The organism is Reichenbachiella sp. (genome assembly GCF_033344935.1).
Lineage (GTDB): Bacteria > Bacteroidota > Bacteroidia > Cytophagales > Cyclobacteriaceae > Reichenbachiella.
In genome coordinates this window covers 2537114-2555716 of record NZ_JAWPMM010000001.1, presented here as the reverse complement: position 1 = coordinate 2555716, position 18603 = coordinate 2537114, and the positions used below count along the sequence as shown (strand labels likewise).

The window sequence follows — 18603 nt, the reverse complement described above, 5'->3', positions numbered from 1 at the left end:
TTGTTTTAAGAGTTCGCTACACTAATCTATGGCAGCAGCCTTCCTAAATAGTTCTATAAACTCTTCTTTGGAGAAGCTTCCTAAGTCACCTTCTCCGTGCCTACGAGCACTTACTTTTCCGTCTTCTTGCTCCTTTTCTCCTACAATCAGCATGAATGGAATCTTTTTAGTCTCTGCATCTCTGATTTTCCTACCAATTTTTTCATCTCTGTGATCGATAAATCCACGGATGTCATTTTCTTCCATCAATGAGAACACCTCTTGTGCATAGTCAGCATACTTTTCAGATATAGGTAGTACCGCAATTTGATCTGGCGTCAGCCACAATGGATAGTTACCCCCGCAGTGTTCTGTTAAAACAGCAACAAATCTTTCTAATGATCCAAACGGAGCTCTGTGCAACATCACTGGACGGTGACGTGCATTGTCTGCGCCGATGTACTCTAGCTCGAATCGCTCGGGCAAGTTGTAATCCACCTGGATGGTACCTAGCTGCCAGCTTCTACGCAAAGCATCCTTCACCATAAAGTCGAGCTTCGGCCCGTAAAATGCAGCCTCGCCGTATTCTGTAACTGTATTGAGTCCTTTCTCCTCAGCAGCTTCTACGATAGCTCGTTCTGCTTTCTCCCAGTTTTCATCACTACCAATATACTTAGCCTTGTTCTCTGGATCTCTCAGTGAAATTTGGGCCGTGTAATCTTCAAAACCTAAGGCCTTAAAGGTATAAAGCACCAAATCAATGACCTTAGTAAATTCTTCTTTGACCTGATCGGGTGTACAGAATATATGCGCATCATCTTGAGTAAAACCTCTTACACGGGTCAACCCATGAAGTTCTCCACTTTGTTCGTATCTATAAACCGTTCCAAACTCAGCAAATCGAATAGGAAGATCCTTATACGAGTGCGGCTTAGATTTGTAGATTTCACAGTGGTGTGGACAGTTCATCGGTTTCAAGAAAAATTCCTCTCCTTCATGTGGAGTAGCAATCGGTTGAAACGAATCCTCACCATATTTTTCATAGTGACCCGAAGTCACATACAAATCCTTATTACCAATGTGAGGAGTAATCACTGGGCTATAGCCAGCTTTGATTTGAGCCTTACGCATGAATTGCTCCAGACGCTCTCTCAGCATCGTACCTTTGGGTAACCATAAAGGAAGACCTTGCCCCACTTTTTCAGAAAAAGTGAACAGTTCAAGTTCCTTACCTAATTTTCTATGGTCCCTTTTCTTCGCTTCTTCGAGCAATTCTAAATGCTCTTTCAATTCCTTTTGCTTTGGAAATGAAACCGCATATAGACGAGTCAACTGCTTATTCTTTTCATCTCCACGCCAGTAAGCTCCCGCTACATTCAGCACTTTTACCGCTTTTATGAAGCCGGTATTAGGGATATGAGGCCCCTTACACAAATCTGTGAAGTTTCCCTGTTCATAAAACGTGATACTACCATCCTCAAGGCCTTCGATCAGATCAAGTTTATATTCATCCCCTTTTTCCTCAAAGTAGGCAACTGCATCCGCTTTAGAAATGTCTTTCCGGATATACTTATTTTTCTCTCGAGCCAGTTCCAACATTTTGTTCTCCAAAATATTAAGGTTCTCTGAATCGAAAGTATGATCTCCAAAATCTATGTCATAGTAAAAGCCACTTTCAATGGCCGGGCCAATACCCAATTTAATTCCAGGATATAGCGCCTCCAGGGCTTCAGCCATCAAGTGAGCAGATGAGTGCCAAAACGTAGACTTCCCTCCTTCATCTTTCCAGGTAAGTAAGCTTACCGAAGCATCTTCATTTATCGGGCGATTGGAATCCCAAATTTCTCCATTTACTTCAGCAGCCAGTACGTTCCGTGCCAAACCTTCACTGATACTTAAGGCGACATCCATACCAGTCGCACCTTTATTCATTGGTTTTACACTACCATCTGGAAGGGTAATGTTAATATTAGCGTCACTCATCAATTAATTCGTTTCTTTTTTCTCGGTGGCAAAGTCAAAAGTGGGTATAGCTTCCCTTTGCTCCCTTAATTTGCGCAAATATGCGATTTTTCCGTTGACTTTCCTTACTCCTTCAGTGGCTTCTTTGTTCAAAGAATCAACCGCCAACATCTGATTGTAATACATCAAGGCACTAGCAAAATAGCCCTTGTGATCAAATGATATTGCCTTTGCTTCTAATGCAGCCATATTCAAGCTATCCTTTGCCAAAACTTCTTTCGAATAATGTATGACAGAATCATACAGATTTTGTTGCATAAAATAGGTCACTAATTGCTCTCCAGCCTCCGTCACTTCATTATTCAACATGGCCATTAGTAGTTGATTGGCCTCAAGTTGTCTACCTTCCTTTCTTAACAATCTCACTTTCAAGAAATTTAACGACTGCTCTTCATATGACTGCTCAATCAAATAGTCTGCAAACAAATGAGCCGACTCATTTTGATTGTCGGAAGCATAAATATGAGCCAGATCAAATGCAATATCATTTCTGGTTGAATCATGAAAAAAGGCTTGCTCCTTATATTTCAGTGCCGAGGCAGAATCCTCTAGTTTCAAGTATACATCCCCTTTTAGTAAATAGATATCTGGATCGTTGCTATTGACACGCACGGCCTTATTCAAATAGTCTAAAGCCAAACCATAATCCCCAATAGCCTGATGAACGTTCGCCTTTTTCTTAAAAAAATCAGCGCTATTTGCTCCTTTATCTTCTGCTTTGGAGGCATACAATAATGCCTTTTCTTTATTCTCTCTGGTCAAATAAAAGTCAGAAACCAACTCTAAAAAATCCGAATTGTTTTCAAAAGCAATTAGGCAAGCCTCTATTTCTTCCTCATTAACATCCCCCCAACCCATTTTTTCATGCAGTTTCAGGTATTGAATCAACTCGTTGATGTCGAAATCTATTAACTTTTTATCTTCAACCAGATCCGATTCCACCAAATATTTGTCTTGAGACATTAGTAAAGGAATAGGTGCATTTCCAATTCGCTGTTCACAACTTTGAGAGAACAAAGAGGCCAATAAAACAGAAAGAGACACCAGACGACACAAAGACATCATTCTACGGATTCTCCAATATTGGTAAAATTCAATAATCGCCATTAGTCATTCAGATTAACTATTTGATTTCAATTTTCAAACGAATTAAGAGACACACAAAAAAAATACTTTTTTAACCGATATGCTTCATTTCAAAAATTAAAAATCTACCCATAGGTAATACTCTTAGTTTGTATCATCAAAACTCCTAAAAAAGCGACAATTAAAAATCAAAATTTGGTTATCTCGGTAAAACTTGGTAAAATTCAAGATTAATTATTTACCAATTCAGAGGTTGGTCAGTTATGAGAAGGGAATTGAAAGGCATTTCATCATGCGCTTTGTACCAGAATGTTAAGACATTTTATTCTGCATCGAGCAAATAGCAGTCATTTTCTTTGAATAATCCAATTTATGTTTGTAAATTATTGATTTACTGATTGTTCAGGTATCTTTACTTTTGGATAGAAAAAATAGAAGCTCATTGGAGTTTATTTTACATCCTACCAGAAGACAAATTGAAATAATGGATTTATTAAAGCGGTATAAAAACATTTACGACACCAACATCATTTTGATGTACAAGGGGGAGGTCACCTTTGACCTGGTTACATCTATTATAGAAACACTTGACGGTAGGATTTCGGAGCTGGAAACTGATCGCTTAATAAAGAAGAAGTTTTATGGCGCTGCTACTGAGTGCATTCAGAACCTGTACCACCACATGGATGAGGTTGCAGATGAGACCAATCAGATCGACACTTATGATTCTAAATCTGGCCTACTGTTAGTAACAGCCAGAAAGAAGTTTTACAATATTATGACTGGAAACTTCATCCCTAACAGCAAAATCAATGTCATTCAATCTAAACTTGATAGTATCAACGCCTTAGATAAAGATGGCTTAAAGAAATTATATAAGGAGATCCTTTACAACGGAGAATTTTCTGACAAAGGAACTGCAGGTCTTGGATTTGTAGAAATTGCACGTAAAACTGGCCAAAAACTCACCTATGAGTTTCATCAGATAAATAATGAATACTCTTATTTTACTTTTCAAATAAGAGTACCTAGAGAAATTGAGAAAAAATTAGCTGAAGCATCTTAAGCTTCAATTAATATGAATATTATAGTTAACAACAGACATTCAATACATACATCAGGCTTGGGACTGGGAGTAAGTGGGGAGACAGATAGTAATATTTAAACTGAAATGAAAGAACTTTATCACGAAGAGCAAAAGATACTTTCGGAGTATGTAGGAAAAGTTAAAAAGAAGGACGTTAACCTTGAAGACGCGGTAGGAATTGCTATGCATTACAAAGACCTACTCGATCAAAGTAAAGTTATCACCAGAATAAGTGACCGACTACAGAAAAAACTTGACCACGCTAACCAAAAAATTAAGAGTCAAAATGTAGAAATTCATAAAAAGAATGGGGAATTAGAAGTTACCATCGACCAATTGGATAAAATGACCATGGGTAAAAAAGCAACAAGAATACTTTTTGGCGTTTTTGTTGTTTTATTCATTTCTGAGCAATTGTTCTTAGAGCCAATCATTGACAGTTGGGCCAATGGAAGCAACTATGTGGGAATAGGCGTCATGCTTATCATTGCCCTCGCCTTGAAATTTTTTGAATCCAAACTAGAAGACTACTTCACTAAGCAGCGAAAGAAAAAGATTCTGGGTTCAGGATCCTCAAATGCATCGCTGCAAAATAGCAGTGAAGGAAAAAACCAGTTCTCTTTTCTTAAGAGTAAAGGAGCTGCTTAATTAACTAAACAAAAGCGTACCTGCTATGAAAAAGGATAACCTGATACGATCGTATATACTGACTTTAATACTAGCCATACTCGGCTTGTTTATTGGTCAATTTATTGTACAAAACGCCATTCGGGTCAATCAGGATGATGCCGTAATGGTAAACCTGGCTCAAAGAATGGCCACATTGAGCGAGGAGATATCAAAAAACATTGCTCAAATCAATCTTGATAAGATCAAAAACAGTGAAACTAACTTCAATGTGGTAAAGAGAAGATTAAAACCCGCTGTTGAAGAATTCAATGAAATTCATAGGGCTCTAACAAAAGGAGATGCTAAATACGGATTAAATGGAACTGAAAACTCCGAAGAAGCAACACAGATGCTTTCTGAAATGGAGCTTTCATTTCGTGAAATTAGAGATGTTGGAAACGAAGTGCTTGGTGTTAGCTTTACAGATCCCGAAGATGATAAGGTTTTGATTCTTTCAAGAGCTATGGATAATATTGATGCCCAAAGAAGGTTTGCCGAAGATGCATCCAAATTGGCCGCCCTTTACCAAATAGAAGCAAAAACAAATAAGAGCGGCTTCTCCCAGTTTGAGTATGTAATCACTGCAGCTATTATTGCCATACTATTGATTCAGGCTTCCTTTATTTTCCGTCCTGCAGTAAATCTCGCTTACAAAAACTTCCTTACGGCAAATGAAGCCTTCGTGAAGCTGCAAAGATCGGAAGAAGAACTAAGAAGTAGTGCTGAGAAACAATTAGAGGTGAATGAGAAACTCATCCTCTCCCAGCGAGCTTTAGAGCAGAGAAACAAGAAATTAAAACTATCAGAGCAAGAAATATTAAAGAGCTCCAGAAAGCAAATTGAGGTCAATGAAAAGCTGATTCTCGTACAGGAAGAATTGAGAAAAGCTTACGATCGGGTGAAGTACTCTGAGGAGCGTATGAGAAACATTGCTGAAGAGCAGCTCGAAGCGACGGAACGATTGATGATTGCAGAGAACAAATTAAAATCTGCATTGACTGTGGAGCAAGACAGTAAAGCCGAGCTTACTCAAACACTTGAAAACCTGAAGAGTACGCAGTCTCAGTTAGTCCAATCTGAAAAGATGGCATCACTGGGTCAGCTGACGGCCGGTATCGCCCATGAGATCAACAACCCAATCAACTTTGTGTACAATGGTATTGACACATTAAAAGTATCTCTGGACGATTTGATCTCCATTGTTGAGAAATATGATGATCTCGAAAACAGTGAGGACTATAAGGCTACCCTAGCCGAAATCAAAGAGCTGAAAGAAGAGTATGCTTATGATGATCTCTTGAGTGATTTGAAAGAATTGGTATCGGATATTAAAAAAGGTGCCGTACGAACCATTGAGATTGTAAAAGGATTGAGAGTATTCTCGAGATTGGATGAAGAGGAAATGAAACCAGCCAATGTTAACGATGCATTGGATGCTACCTTGGTACTTCTTCGTAATAAAACTAAAAACAAAATCAACATTAAGAAGTTCTATGATGATTCCATTGAGGACATCAACTGTTTCCCTGGTCAGCTGAATCAGGTATTCATGAACATCCTCAATAATGGTATTCAAGCTATTCCAGATGATAGAAAAGATGGTGAAGTTCAGTTATATACTGAAAATCAGGATCAACACGTCATGATCAAAATCAAGGATAACGGAGCTGGAATGTCAGAGCAAGTGAAAAGAAGAATTTTTGAACCATTCTTTACTACCAAACCTGTTGGTATTGGAACTGGTCTCGGAATGTCTATTACATTTGGTATCGTAGAAAAGCACGGCGGAAACATCTACTGTAATAGTGAAGAAGGAAAAGGAACAGAGTTCTCTATCTTGATTCCAAAGCACATGGATAAATCCTCTGAAGAGGAAAAAGTTTCCGAATCTCAAAAAGCATAATTTTAGAAGTAAACTAACACATGGAAGAAGTTCAAACTCCAGTTGAAGATACAGCAGTCAAAAGCAAAAAGAAGTACACTATTCTTTATGTAGATGACGAAGAAAGCAACCTTCGAATCTTCAGAATGGCATTTAAAAGAGAGTATAATGTCTTGACTGCCCCTGGCGGACATGAAGCGATAGAAATGCTCAGAGAGCATGACATCCAATGTCTTATCACTGACCAGAAAATGCCTGAAATGACTGGTACAGAATTATTGGAAAAGGTACTTCCGGAATTTCCAGATGTTATCCGCATGATCCTTACTGGTTTCGCGGATATCGAGGCGATTGTCAAGGCCGTGAACAAATGCGGTATTTACAAATACATCACAAAGCCATGGGACAAAGGCGAAATGAAGCTTACCATTGATAAAGCTTTGGAAGCCTATGAATTGAAGAGTGATAAAATGAAGCTGATTCGCCAACTAGAGAAAGCTAATAGTGGACTTGAAGAAAAAGTTGAGCTACGTACAAAAGAGCTAGCAGAGGTGAACAAGCGCCTGATGGATAGTATTAAATATGCTATGACCATTCAAAACGCTATGCTAATGTCTCCAGAAACTATTAAAGAAGCTTTTACCGACTTCTTTATATTGTTCAAGCCACTAGATGTGGTTAGTGGTGACTTCTACTGGTTTGCTGAGTTTGAATCAGAAGAAGCTAATTATAAATTCATAGCTTCTGTGGATTGTACAGGACATGGCGTGGCTGGTGCATTGATGAGTATGATTGGCGAATCTCTACTCAACCAAATAGTTTACGAGCATGAAATCACAGATGCCGGTGAAATTTTAGACAATTTGAATATTGGCATCCAAGACATTCTCAATCAGTCTGAGAACAACAATCATCATGGGATGGATGCTAGTATCATGATTATTGATGAAGACAATTCTGATATATACTTTGCTGGTGCACAACAGAATCTACTTTACTCTGAGAATGGAAAAATAAAGACCGTCAAAGGAGATAGAATTTCATTGGGAGGGTATTTAGATCAAGAAAGAAACTATACTACGCATAAACTTTCCTATACTAAAGGAGAAACATCATTCTACATGTTCTCTGATGGCTTCCAGGATCAATTTGGTGGCCCAGGCAATAAGAAATTTACAGTAGCCAGACTGACCGAAAGTATTGAAGCAGGTCTGGATAAACCCATGGACAAGCAAAGAGATATGCTTGAAAAAGTTTTAACCGAATGGAAAGGTGAAGAAAAACAGACCGATGACATTATGGTTATGGGAATTAAGATTTAATTTAACAATATTTGCAGTATAAAAGCGGCTCCGTATGAAGATTAAGGTTTTGACATTGAAGAATTGGTGCAATAAGAGCATAACGCCTTTAGCATGGCAAAGAATCATTATTAAAATTCTCCCGGAAATGAGAGATAGAGGGTTCGAGCTCAATGCTTTGGAGGACCCCGCCCCCGACCTTACTTTCGGAGAAGAAGAGTTTCAGCTTTTTAGTAATTCTCTGGATACCGTTTACAAAATCACTTTCCCTAAAGAAGTGCTTGAAAAAATCTCCTAATGCGGGGCTGATTTATTCAGAAATAAGAAACACAGAAAGCTTCAAATTATGAGGCTTTTTTTATGCACCTTTAATTCTATTTTCATTTGAACCGATTATTTTCAATCCTATTATCTGCTTTTATTTTTATTGCAGGTCTCTCTTTTTCAAGCTGTAGCAGCAGCTCAAAAATCACAGTAGTAAAACCAAAGAAAAGAATCTTTGCCTACCATCCGAAAAGAGATAAACACAAGAAAAGAGTGAAGCGGGTGAAATATCGCTTATACTGAAAAAGGTCTGTATTTTACAAAATGTCTTTGCTGTCAATTTCAAGAAGCAAGCGATCTGAACTATTCAATCTAGCTATAATGGCCTCTGTCTTCGGTAGTTCATACTCAAAGTAATAACGCATGGTGTGTAACTTACCATTGTAAAACTCATCTCCCCTATTTTCATTCACCGCGATTTGACAGGGTATCGCTTGCAATAGCCATTGCCAGCCAATAGCAACTACGCCAAACAACTCCAGATAAAGTGTTGCATCCATTAAGAAAACTTCTTTTTTCTCCTTCATGGCGATTGTAGAAAGCTTCATAGTGATATTCTGAAGTCTAAACAAAGCATCATTCAATTTCTCCCCATACTTTGATAACTCCAGGACTTCCAGTTTCACTTTTTTGATCGTTTTGGAAACCTCTTCCGTAAACGCTCTGAAAGCAATACCACCACCCATGATGATTTTTCGCCCAAGCAAATCAATTCCATGAATACCTGTAGTACCTTCATGAATGGTATGAATTCTCATCTCTCTGAAGTATTGCTCTAAAGGAAAATCCTTACAATAGCCAGCACCTCCAAGTATCTGAATAGCGGCAGAGGTTGACAATATGCCCATTTCGCTTGGATAACTTTTAGCCACGGGTGTTAATAGGTCCAACGTCAGCCTGTAAATCTCTTTGATCTCTTCCTTCCCAGCCTTCGCCATGTCCGCATAATGTGCACATTGCAACAATAAAGAAAGTGAACCTTCAACAATTGCTTTCTGAAAAAACAGCATGCGGCGTACATCGCTATGCTCAATGATATTAATCTGAGGTGATGCAGGATCTTTCTCGTCTGGCTTTCGACCTTGAGGTCGTTCCTTTGCATAGTTCAAAGAGGCGTAATATGCTGCAGAACCAATAGAAGCTGCACTGAGCCCTACGCCAATTCTAGCCTCATTCATCATTTGAAACATATAAGAAAGGCCTTCATTTGCCTTTCCTATCAGGTATCCAAAACAGCGCTTCTTTTCTCCAAAACTTAAGTGAACAATCGGAGCCGCCTTGTAACCCATCTTATGATACAATCCTGTAGTAGTCACATCATTCATTACCACTTGATCATCCTCAGTAAATCTCTTTTGTGGGACCACAAATAATGACAACCCTTTAGTGCCCTCTGGAGCTCCTTTAATCCTTGCTAGCATTAAATGCACCACATTACCTACTGCATCATGATCTCCTGCAGAAATAAATATTTTTTGTCCTTGTATGCTATATACCGTGCCGTTATCGTCAAGAGGCTCAGCTGAAGTCCTCACATCAGAAAGTGAGCTGCCTGCATCAGGCTCTGTCATGGCCATAGTTCCTTGCCATGCTCCACTATACAACTTTGGAACATAAGTATTCTTGAGTTGCTCCGACCCATGTTCCTCAATAAGACGCGCAGCACCTGCCGTCAAGAAAGGATAAACACTAGCAGAGTAGTTAGCAGCGCCGAAGATAAACTGTGCACAAGATGACACTAAAATAGGCAACTGTTGCCCCCCTACTTCTTCATTGGCGTTCGCAGAAATCCATCCACCCTCTCCAAATTTCTTTAGCAATTTTCTAATCTGTGGATGCACCTTCACTTTTCCGCCCTCCAATTGAGGATCCTGGCGATCCATCTCTTGATTGAAAGGCCTCATTTCTTTATCAGCCAATTGACCGGCGGCATCCAAAATCATTTTCACCCCGTCCAAATCATGCTTTTTATAGTCATCAAGTTTTAGGAGTGACTCAAGGTCAAACACCTCTTTAAGTAGAAAGTCAAGGTTTCGTCGAGAGTAATATTCAGACATGATATTTAGTAGGTATTAATGTATGATACAATTGAGATTGAAGATAATTGAATGGTTGCTGATATTCAAATTAATATGGAAACTTCGTCTTCAAAAAAGGGAAATGTCCTGATATTGAACCGGTTAGTTACTAACTGAAATCTGATATTTCATGACTAAAAAAAATCGAATGAAAATATTTTAAAATATTCTGAATTAGTTGTTGCATAATAGATTTATTGCCTCTACTTTTGCATCGCATTTGAGGGAAATAAGTACCGAAAATGAGGTCAGGAGCGGTAGTTCAGCTGGTTAGAATGCCTGCCTGTCACGCAGGAGGTCGCGGGTTCGAATCCCGTCCGTTCCGCTGATAATCAAGCACTTACATTAATTTGTAAGTGCTTTTTTTATATCAAATTAGCACTGCGTACTGAATCAATTAGAATCTAACTAAGCACTTGGCCCTAAAGCAAAACAATTTGTACTTTTGTACCAGCAGAACCAGTTGACTCAACCAAACTAAGTGCTTCTCAAAACTTATAATTACTCAACTTTCACAAGTTGGAATAGTATTTGTAAAGCTCCTGATAGTTTGAACCAATAGTTATAATATAATTATGAAAATTACCTCAAAGACATCAGCACTTACCTTCATTTTTGTTTTGGTTTCTTATTGTATTTCAAATGCACAACCTGCTAAAAATGCAATCCTATTTCATTCAATAGATGATTGGGTCGAGGTTTTTGTAAATGGGGAATTAGTGTTCAAACAAGCCTCTGACCGAGGGCAATTAAAACAAGACATCAACTTTGATCTTAATCCATTCATCAACAATCTTGTAGACCCGATTGTAGAAATCAAATTGGTCAATGCTATGTGCAGTACTTGTGATACTTCGAACGGATGGACTATTGAATTCGAAGTTTTTCAAGATGGAGAGTCAGTTGACTATATCATAGAAGAAGGAGATAGTATGGGTGGCGATGTTGTTTGGTCCATCACTTATGAGTGGGGATATATTTAACAAACCCAAATATACTATCTCAGTTATGCAAACCTCTTTGCATCGAAAACAACCACGACATTGTTATCTTGAATATCTCTAAGTGGTCTATTTGGAATTTCAATAGCTAAGAATGTTAAATCGGGAAACTTCTCAATATAATCATCTTGAATTTTTTGTTCCCACTTGGCCAAATCAACCAATGTAACATCTTCTACGATGTAACATCCACCCTTCGCTAATTTACCAATCGAGTTTTCAAATAGACAAACATTTGCCTCAAAAGTGTGAAGACCGTCATCAATAATTATATCCGCTTCTTTATTCCCCTGGAGACTAATTTTGCTCCACATATCAGCAATAGCCTCTGCATCCAACTGGTCACAGAAATAGGTCTTAATTCTATCTTCCTCAAAAAGTGCACCTTCATCTATATCCGCACCAAATATTCTTGAGTTTTCAAAATAGCGTTGCCATCCTCTCAAAGAAGCTCCGGGCGTCCCATTCTTCCCCATATTAAAGGCAAAGGACGTATTGTTGGTGCCAATACCCATTTCAAACATAACCATTTGTTTCTGCCTCATATTTGACAGCAACGCATGATATACCGTAGTATAGTTATGCCTGGCAATTCCTTTATCACTATTTTCTTGTTTCATGATCTTACAAAGTGCAGTAGGATGATGAACATTCACGGATGCTATTCTGTTTTGCACAGTGTGAATTTCATTCGATCGAGAATAGCTCCTGACGTTAGGCTGACTGCTAAGCACCTTACCCAGTAAGATCTCGAAATAATACTTTATTGAAATTTTCATATAAATCGTAAATTAATCTTATTCAATAGATCAGTGAAATCAAAGAATACAATGTAACTCCAAAACCTATTACAACTACGGCCTTGAGAATTGCATGAAACAAATAATTATCCCTAGTAGTGTGGGCTGTAAGTTTATTCCAAAATCTTGATTTTTCATATTGCTTAATCTCTCTCTCGTTAAACGTCTCCTCTGGAAAAAAACCTAATTGACTGATTACTTTATAGAGTCCATAAAAATTTTTACCCGCTGCATGCAGTATTGCCGGATATGAACCCGTAACTGTATTTCGAATTTTACCATCAGCATCCAACATATAGTCATGGTCTTCCATACCTGACCTTCCTGCAATACAACTGAATATTTTTTGATCGTGATCGAGTTTAATGGTACCATGATTTTTAGAATAGTATTGATTCAACATATCCTGATCATTCTCACCATCCTTCTCAACGCGCAGCAACATATCTCTTACATATCCGACTCGTCCAATATAACCTCCAGCATTAAGGAATCTGTATGGCTTCTTTCCTTTTGGATAACTTAAGTAGAAGTCTAGTTTAGCCAATGGAGATGCATCACAATTGAAGTTCTGCTCCGTCCCCATCACGAATGGGTGATTCATGGCAAGAAACTCTCTTTCTATATACTTGAGATCTGATAGAAAAACACTATCATAACCATCCGTATATAAAACAATTTCATCATCATCCAAACCTTCAAAATACTCCAGCAACCATCTCGTCTTATCATTATGACTTTTGTATTTTCGTCCTTTCCCTAATTGAATAATATCAATTCCAAAATGCCTAGCAGAAACAAGAAGACGCTCTAGATGATGATTGTGATCAGTGGCAATGGTTACAACTTTCATGTAATATATAAGGCTCAGTAATTTTCTTAAAAACCCGGGCAAAACTAAGCCATCGAATAAGAATAATTAGTAATTTCGTTTTTAATATTTAATCCGAACAAATGTTGGGTTACTTCGTATTATCGCTGAAACAATCATGAGTAAAAAGCATTTTTTAGCCTTTGCAGTAAACTTCAAAAATGAAAATCCATATCTGAAAAACTGGTTGGATTATCATATCAAAGTTGGAGTCAATCATTTCTACCTCTACGATCAGGATGGAGGCGAGGAAGCCAAATCTATATTAAAGCCATACGAAGAAAAAGGTTATGTAACACGTCACCCTTGGACTCAATGGGATGGGACTAAGTATGATGGCGCTACAAAATGGTATCAGCGAAATAAAAACCATATGGGTTTTGCCCATGCTGCCAAAACTTATCGGACTGAATTTCAATGGTTGATGAAAATAGATGTAGATGAGTTCCTATTTCCTCTTAATGGAAAGGATAATTTAACCGATTGGTTAAAGACTTTAGATACAAAAAAGATCAAAGGAGTTAAGGTTCCTAGAATCAATTTTGGGTACAATGGCTATGATACAAAACCAGATCAATCAGTCCTAGAAGCTTATACCAAAAGAGAGAAGAACTATTCTGACCATAAAGATTTGGGCAATGGAGATTTTCTTTCGAGTAATCGTTTCGCTTATAGCGCACATTGGTGGCACTACAAATGGTACAAATTAGGTGAAATGCTAAAAGAGGAAGACAATATAGGCTGGCGAATCAACCATTATTACACTAAATCTCTCGAGGAGTACATGTCTCGGCAAAATGTTTCTGGAGGTCGACCGGTAGGAAGATCTGGATTCGATGAAAAGAATGCAGGATGCAATGAGATCGTGGACGAAAGCATGCTTGACCTACTAAGAAAAGTAGATTGGTAATCACATTCATTTGAAAATACTTTCTTCCTACAAACTGACTTAGCAATTATACTATAAGCTTACCGAATCCAACTTCCTCGGACTTTGCGCTGTTGTCAGTCTCGTGATCTAACTATACCTTTGCATCTTCTTATCAATAGACGAAGAGTACATCAATTTACACCCTGAAAAACGTGAAAATAATCATCATTGGAGCCGGCCCGGCTGGATTAAGCTGCGCTTACGCACTATCAAAAAAGGGTGTAGAAGTTGAAATATACGAAGCAAGTGAATTTGTAGGAGGAATGTCTCGAAGTTTTGACCTTTGGGGTCAAAGGGTAGATTTGGGGCCTCACAGGTTTTTTTCCAAGGAAAAAAGAATCAATCAATTTTTCACCGAGATATTAGACGGTGAATACACAGCTATTAATCGACTGACCCGTATTTATTATAAAAATAGATTCTTTCAGTATCCGCTAAAATTCACAAACGTCCTATTCAATCTCAATCCGTTTACAATTATTCGCATTCTTTGGGATTATATACTTCAACGTCTTAACCCCATTAAAAATCCAGTGACTTTTGAGGCGTGGGTGACTAATAGATTTGGTAAAAAGCTTTATGAAATATTCTTTAAAAGTTATTCTGAAAAGCTTTGGGGCATTCCATGCTCAAAAATTGATGCCGACTGGGCTGCGCAGCGAATTAAAACCTTGTCCTTGATTGGAGCAGTTATTTCAGCCATAAAAGGTAATGCCGGGAATAAGCATAAAACCTTAGTTGACGAATTCTCTTACCCCAAATATGGTACGGGTTTACTTTATGAAAAGTGTGCTGAACGAATTAAGAAAAATGGAGGTGCCATTCATTTGAATAAACCTGTAAAAAGAGTTTTAGTTAATGAATCCAACATAGCTAATGGCATCGAACTTTCCGATGGCGGACAGGCTCAAGCTGACTTTGTCATTTCAACTATGCCATTTACCACGCTCATTAAAGGACTGGATCGTACGCCACAAAATGTAAAAGATGCTGCGAGCCAACTCTATTTCAGAAACACCATACTTGTTTATTTAGAGATAGATGGCATTGACTTGTTCGAAGATAATTGGATTTACGTTCATTCTCCGGATGTCAAACATGGACGAATTACTAATTTTAGAAATTGGTGTCCCACGCTTTATGGAGATAAAAAAACCTCAATTATATGTTTAGAGTTTTGGGCATTTGAGCAGGATGATATCTGGTCCATCGCTGATGACGAACTTACTCAAATCGCTAAAGAGGAGATTAAAAAACTAGATTTAATTCCTACATCGATGGACGTTTTAAATTCAAAAGTTATAAAAATACCTAGATGCTACCCTGTATATGAAACTGGCTATCAGGAACCTCTTAAAATACTAGAAAACTATATAGATAGTATTGATAAATTAGTTCCTATCGGACGATATGGATCGTTCAAATACAACAATCAAGATCATTCAATTCTCATGGGTCTCCTGGCTGCAGACAACATTACTGATGGACAAAATGTAAATCTTTGGGAGATCAATACAGATACAGAATATCAGGAAGAAGGTGATGTAAAAGACATTCTCAATCAATAGTGTTAAACAATAAAGCCAATTATGAAATTATGATCACGAAGAAAAGTTTTTTATTTATTGGACTCATACTATTTTCTTTGGCCCATAACACATCGGCTCAAGTTTTTTATCCAAGTGACTATACTGAAAATTACTATAGAACACTTACTTTAAAAAATCCTAACCTATCTCCCAAACAAATAATAATTAGGCCGTCAATAATGGAACCCTACAGCAGTGACAGTTCATTGAACTGGAACATCTGGGGCGACTATTTTGATCTTGATTTTGGAGATGTTAAAAAGAATAATTTTTACATTTTAGACCCAAGGTTTTCCTACATTTTAAGCACAGCGTACCCAAGAGGGTATAACGATGGGCCAGTATGGAATGGAAGAGGTTCTAACATGTCTCTAACAGCTGGTGTAGGTGGAAACATTGGCATTCTTCATTTCACCTTTGCTCCAGTTGTTTGGTATGCTCAAAATAAAGATTTTCATATCCCCAATTTAGGACTTAACAAGAACCCCTATTCATATCCCGCCGAAGGACCTATTGACTGGGTTATGCGCTATGGAAACGAAGCCAACTACGAATTTGATTGGGGGCAATCTGAAGTTCGACTGATTTATAAAAATGCAACTTTAGGGTTTTCTACAGCCAATTTTTCTTGGGGTCCCTCAAGGTACAACCCAATCATTATGAGTAAAAATGCTGGGGGGTTCCCTCACATCGACCTAGGAACAGCAAGACCAGCCCAAACAAAAATTGGGGCGCTTGAATTTAAATGGTATTGGGGTGCATTGTCCAAATCAGATTACTTTGATGATATCGCAGAAAATAACAGGCACTATATTACCGGATTCACCCTGGGCTATCAACCCAGTTTTATAAAAGGATTCACATTCGGACTCAACAGAATTATGTATACCAGATGGGCTGAAGGAGATTTATCTGCTAAAGACTTTTTTAATGCGTTTTTTAGAAACACACACAAGGGTCTACAAAAAAATGATGAATATGATCAGATGTTTTCTTTTGTACTCGAATATGCATTTCCACAAGTAGGTTTGAATATGTATCTTGAATATGCGCGAAATGATTTTTTCGGTAGTATTATGGATGCTTTAGAACATCCTGATCGAACTAGAGCAAGAACCATTGGGTTAACAAAAACCTTTGACCTTGATAATGGAAAACTTTTGGAAATAAACTATGAAAACACCACTTTAAGCAGCAATCAACTGCAAATCACGTATCCAGGCATAAGTGCCACCTACTATGTACACAGTGTAGTAGACAATGGATACACTCATAACGGGCAAATTATAGGTGCTGGAATTGGACCGGGATCCAATTCAGATATTATTTGGGCAAATTTCTACAACCCGAAAGGTAAAATGGGGTTTACTTTTCAAAGAATGAGATTTAATGACGACTATTTGGTCAATGCATATGCTGGAGTAGAAGATGAACCAACCGACTATGAAATAACTGTAGGCATAGATTACGTTCGTATGTTTGATAATTTCAGTATCAACCCTCAGTTCTATTGGAATTACAGAAACAATTTTTTGTTTGAAGATAACGATGCGGATAATTTCTTTTTGAAGCTTTCTCTCTCCTACTTTGTCAATCGCTAAATCAATTATTGTTGACGCACATACAGCTCTGGATATACTGACGACTGATTATAGTTCTTCTCAATTATCTTATTTGAGGTATCAATAAAAGTGTCAGATATAATTTTGGGTTTATATTCCTCTATGGCACTATATATATTATAGGAATAAGGCTTTAATTTTTTATATGTTCCCAGCCCACCTCTACCCGGCTCAGTACTGTACCAGAAAAAATCTATATCTTTTCTAAACAAATTAAAATATATATCTCCATCATAGATGCAGTCCGAAGAATTGGTCTGTGATGTCACCCATTCAATCTTATCCAATTGTGGTTTATTTTGATATATCGTAATTGTCCAAATAAGGTAAATCAAAGGAACGATCACTATCAGGGAAACAATCGTCTTTAACTGCTTGAATTTAAGAAACTCAAACATCCCTATGGCTGCCATTACACAAAGAAAAGGAGCAAATGGCATGAAATATTGCCTATACGGAGATCTAACAAAAAATACAGTAAGAAATAAAAGAAGTCCTAAAAGAGAGGCATCCATTCTTTTCTTTTTCACACATACTACAGATCCTGCTATTCCAAAAAACCATATGAAATGATTATAATAAAACGAATCTATAATTGTTTTAAATGGCGAAAAACCTCCCTCAAAATGCATATTCAAATACCAGTTATAAAACCAATAAGTTTCGAATTGATCAGATAGAATTAAATAGATATAATAAGGACTAATTGTTAAACAAAAAACCAACCAATAGAGAACCAGTTGCTTCCAATTAAAATCATTTTTATAAACCCAAAACACCTGAACCAATCCAATGGTCGCCATTATGAAAACTGTTTTCTGCAAAAAAAGAAACGACAGGCCCAAGCAAATCGCACTAAAAGAAAGCTTCCTTAATTTTCCAGGCTCAATCTTCGATTGAAATAAAAGAAGTATGCTTACTATTCCTAGCAATACTTGTGGCACATCAGGACGAATTTCAATGGCTTTATTGCTAAACATGGTCATACATACTAACATCAATATGCTCAACCAAGAAATTTTTTTGTCATTTGAAATTTGCATTGTAAAATGATATAGTACATATATCATCAACAAATACAAGCCAAACATTATCATGCGAAGCACCAATAAGGTTTCTGTGTTTTCCCCTACCACCCATATCACAGGTGCAATGAAATAATAAAATAAAGGGTGATGATGTTGAAAAAAATCAATATAGATGACTTCCCCGTTGATTATTTTCCAAGACGTGTGAACTGCTTCAAACTCATCATGATCGAACTTTCTAAATAGAGCAAGGCAGATGACCACAAACAGCATCAATCCAAATAGATATTTGAAATATTGGATTATGCTCACCTTCTCAAATAAATTGGACAT

15 protein-coding genes and 1 tRNA gene are annotated in these 18603 nt (G+C 37.6%); 10 read left to right on the top strand and 6 right to left on the bottom strand.

Features of this window, described 5'->3' with window-relative positions:
• Positions 1-21: 21 nt before the first annotated feature.
• Both thrS and R8N23_RS11165 read right to left on the bottom strand, forming a co-directional pair.
• Positions 22-1962, bottom strand: a complete 1941-nt coding sequence (gene thrS, locus R8N23_RS11170) for a threonine--tRNA ligase (protein WP_318171679.1) — start codon at positions 1960-1962, stop codon at positions 22-24.
• Positions 1963-1965: 3 nt separating this feature from the next.
• Complete coding sequence (locus R8N23_RS11165; RefSeq protein WP_318171678.1) at positions 1966-3108, bottom strand: tetratricopeptide repeat protein; 1143 nt, start codon at positions 3106-3108, stop codon at positions 1966-1968.
• A gap of 463 nt (positions 3109-3571) precedes the next feature.
• On the opposite strand from R8N23_RS11165, the gene R8N23_RS11160 reads away from it, so the two are divergent.
• The 5 genes from R8N23_RS11160 (at position 3572) to R8N23_RS11140 (ending at position 8324) form a co-directional block, all read left to right on the top strand.
• A complete protein-coding gene (locus R8N23_RS11160; RefSeq protein ID WP_318171677.1) occupies positions 3572-4153 on the top strand; it encodes a SiaB family protein kinase in 582 nt (193 codons plus the stop codon).
• A gap of 105 nt (positions 4154-4258) precedes the next feature.
• Positions 4259-4822, top strand: a complete 564-nt coding sequence (locus tag R8N23_RS11155; RefSeq protein WP_318171676.1) for a hypothetical protein — start codon at positions 4259-4261, stop codon at positions 4820-4822.
• Positions 4823-4847: 25 nt separating this feature from the next.
• Positions 4848-6746 carry a sensor histidine kinase gene (locus R8N23_RS11150; protein ID WP_318171675.1) on the top strand — a complete coding sequence of 633 codons (1899 nt, stop codon included), beginning with the start codon at positions 4848-4850 and terminating at the stop codon, positions 6744-6746.
• Between the two features lie 20 nt (positions 6747-6766).
• Positions 6767-8047, top strand: coding sequence for a response regulator (locus tag R8N23_RS11145; protein WP_318171674.1), 1281 nt, complete (start codon positions 6767-6769; stop codon positions 8045-8047).
• Between the two features lie 127 nt (positions 8048-8174).
• Positions 8175-8324: a hypothetical protein gene (locus tag R8N23_RS11140; protein WP_318171673.1), complete on the top strand. Its 150-nt coding sequence runs from the start codon at positions 8175-8177 to the stop codon at positions 8322-8324.
• A 283-nt stretch (positions 8325-8607) separates the two neighbouring features.
• Here the strand turns inward: R8N23_RS11140 and R8N23_RS11135 are convergent, their stop codons facing one another.
• Positions 8608-10407, bottom strand: a complete 1800-nt coding sequence (locus R8N23_RS11135; protein WP_318171672.1) for an acyl-CoA dehydrogenase — start codon at positions 10405-10407, stop codon at positions 8608-8610.
• Positions 10408-10679: 272 nt separating this feature from the next.
• Here R8N23_RS11135 and R8N23_RS11130 point away from each other — a divergent pair.
• Both R8N23_RS11130 and R8N23_RS11125 read left to right on the top strand, forming a co-directional pair.
• Positions 10680-10753 (top strand) — tRNA-Asp (locus R8N23_RS11130).
• A 250-nt stretch (positions 10754-11003) separates the two neighbouring features.
• Positions 11004-11411, top strand: a complete 408-nt coding sequence (locus R8N23_RS11125) for a hypothetical protein (protein ID WP_318171671.1) — start codon at positions 11004-11006, stop codon at positions 11409-11411.
• A 23-nt stretch (positions 11412-11434) separates the two neighbouring features.
• On the opposite strand, the gene R8N23_RS11120 is transcribed toward R8N23_RS11125, so the two are convergent.
• Together R8N23_RS11120 and R8N23_RS11115 are read right to left on the bottom strand one after the other, a co-directional pair.
• On the bottom strand, positions 11435-12208 hold the full coding sequence (locus R8N23_RS11120; protein ID WP_318171670.1) for a hypothetical protein: 774 nt from the start codon (positions 12206-12208) through the stop codon (positions 11435-11437).
• Positions 12209-12230: 22 nt separating this feature from the next.
• Positions 12231-13082, bottom strand: coding sequence for a hypothetical protein (locus R8N23_RS11115; RefSeq protein ID WP_318171669.1), 852 nt, complete (start codon positions 13080-13082; stop codon positions 12231-12233).
• Positions 13083-13218: 136 nt separating this feature from the next.
• On the opposite strand from R8N23_RS11115, the gene R8N23_RS11110 reads away from it, so the two are divergent.
• From R8N23_RS11110 to R8N23_RS11100, 3 genes are all read left to right on the top strand, one after another.
• A complete protein-coding gene (locus tag R8N23_RS11110; protein ID WP_318171668.1) occupies positions 13219-14010 on the top strand; it encodes a glycosyltransferase family 92 protein in 792 nt (263 codons plus the stop codon).
• A gap of 173 nt (positions 14011-14183) precedes the next feature.
• Positions 14184-15599: an FAD-dependent oxidoreductase gene (locus R8N23_RS11105; protein ID WP_318171667.1), complete on the top strand. Its 1416-nt coding sequence runs from the start codon at positions 14184-14186 to the stop codon at positions 15597-15599.
• A gap of 200 nt (positions 15600-15799) precedes the next feature.
• The gene (locus tag R8N23_RS11100; protein WP_318171666.1) at positions 15800-17221 is read left to right on the top strand and encodes a capsule assembly Wzi family protein; all 1422 of its coding nucleotides are present in this window, start codon (positions 15800-15802) and stop codon (positions 17219-17221) included.
• 5 nt (positions 17222-17226) lie between these two features.
• On the opposite strand, the gene R8N23_RS11095 is transcribed toward R8N23_RS11100, so the two are convergent.
• Positions 17227-18603, bottom strand: coding sequence for an ArnT family glycosyltransferase (locus R8N23_RS11095; protein WP_318171665.1), 1377 nt, complete (start codon positions 18601-18603; stop codon positions 17227-17229).

What these genes read in the sequence shown, in the direction of transcription:
- thrS (WP_318171679.1), bottom strand. Translation starts at nt 1,962, where the DNA reads ATGAGTGACGCTAATATTAACATTACCCTTCCAGATGGTAGTGTAAAA.
- R8N23_RS11165 (WP_318171678.1), bottom strand. Translation starts at nt 3,108, where the DNA reads ATGGCGATTATTGAATTTTACCAATATTGGAGAATCCGTAGAATGATG.
- R8N23_RS11160 (WP_318171677.1), top strand. Translation starts at nt 3,572, where the DNA reads ATGGATTTATTAAAGCGGTATAAAAACATTTACGACACCAACATCATT.
- R8N23_RS11155 (WP_318171676.1), top strand. Translation starts at nt 4,259, where the DNA reads ATGAAAGAACTTTATCACGAAGAGCAAAAGATACTTTCGGAGTATGTA.
- R8N23_RS11150 (WP_318171675.1), top strand. Translation starts at nt 4,848, where the DNA reads ATGAAAAAGGATAACCTGATACGATCGTATATACTGACTTTAATACTA.
- R8N23_RS11145 (WP_318171674.1), top strand. Translation starts at nt 6,767, where the DNA reads ATGGAAGAAGTTCAAACTCCAGTTGAAGATACAGCAGTCAAAAGCAAA.
- R8N23_RS11140 (WP_318171673.1), top strand. Translation starts at nt 8,175, where the DNA reads ATGAGAGATAGAGGGTTCGAGCTCAATGCTTTGGAGGACCCCGCCCCC.
- R8N23_RS11135 (WP_318171672.1), bottom strand. Translation starts at nt 10,407, where the DNA reads ATGTCTGAATATTACTCTCGACGAAACCTTGACTTTCTACTTAAAGAG.
- R8N23_RS11125 (WP_318171671.1), top strand. Translation starts at nt 11,004, where the DNA reads ATGAAAATTACCTCAAAGACATCAGCACTTACCTTCATTTTTGTTTTG.
- R8N23_RS11120 (WP_318171670.1), bottom strand. Translation starts at nt 12,208, where the DNA reads ATGAAAATTTCAATAAAGTATTATTTCGAGATCTTACTGGGTAAGGTG.
- R8N23_RS11115 (WP_318171669.1), bottom strand. Translation starts at nt 13,082, where the DNA reads ATGAAAGTTGTAACCATTGCCACTGATCACAATCATCATCTAGAGCGT.
- R8N23_RS11110 (WP_318171668.1), top strand. Translation starts at nt 13,219, where the DNA reads ATGAGTAAAAAGCATTTTTTAGCCTTTGCAGTAAACTTCAAAAATGAA.
- R8N23_RS11100 (WP_318171666.1), top strand. Translation starts at nt 15,800, where the DNA reads ATGGAACCCTACAGCAGTGACAGTTCATTGAACTGGAACATCTGGGGC.
- R8N23_RS11095 (WP_318171665.1), bottom strand. Translation starts at nt 18,603, where the DNA reads ATGTCCAATTTATTTGAGAAGGTGAGCATAATCCAATATTTCAAATAT.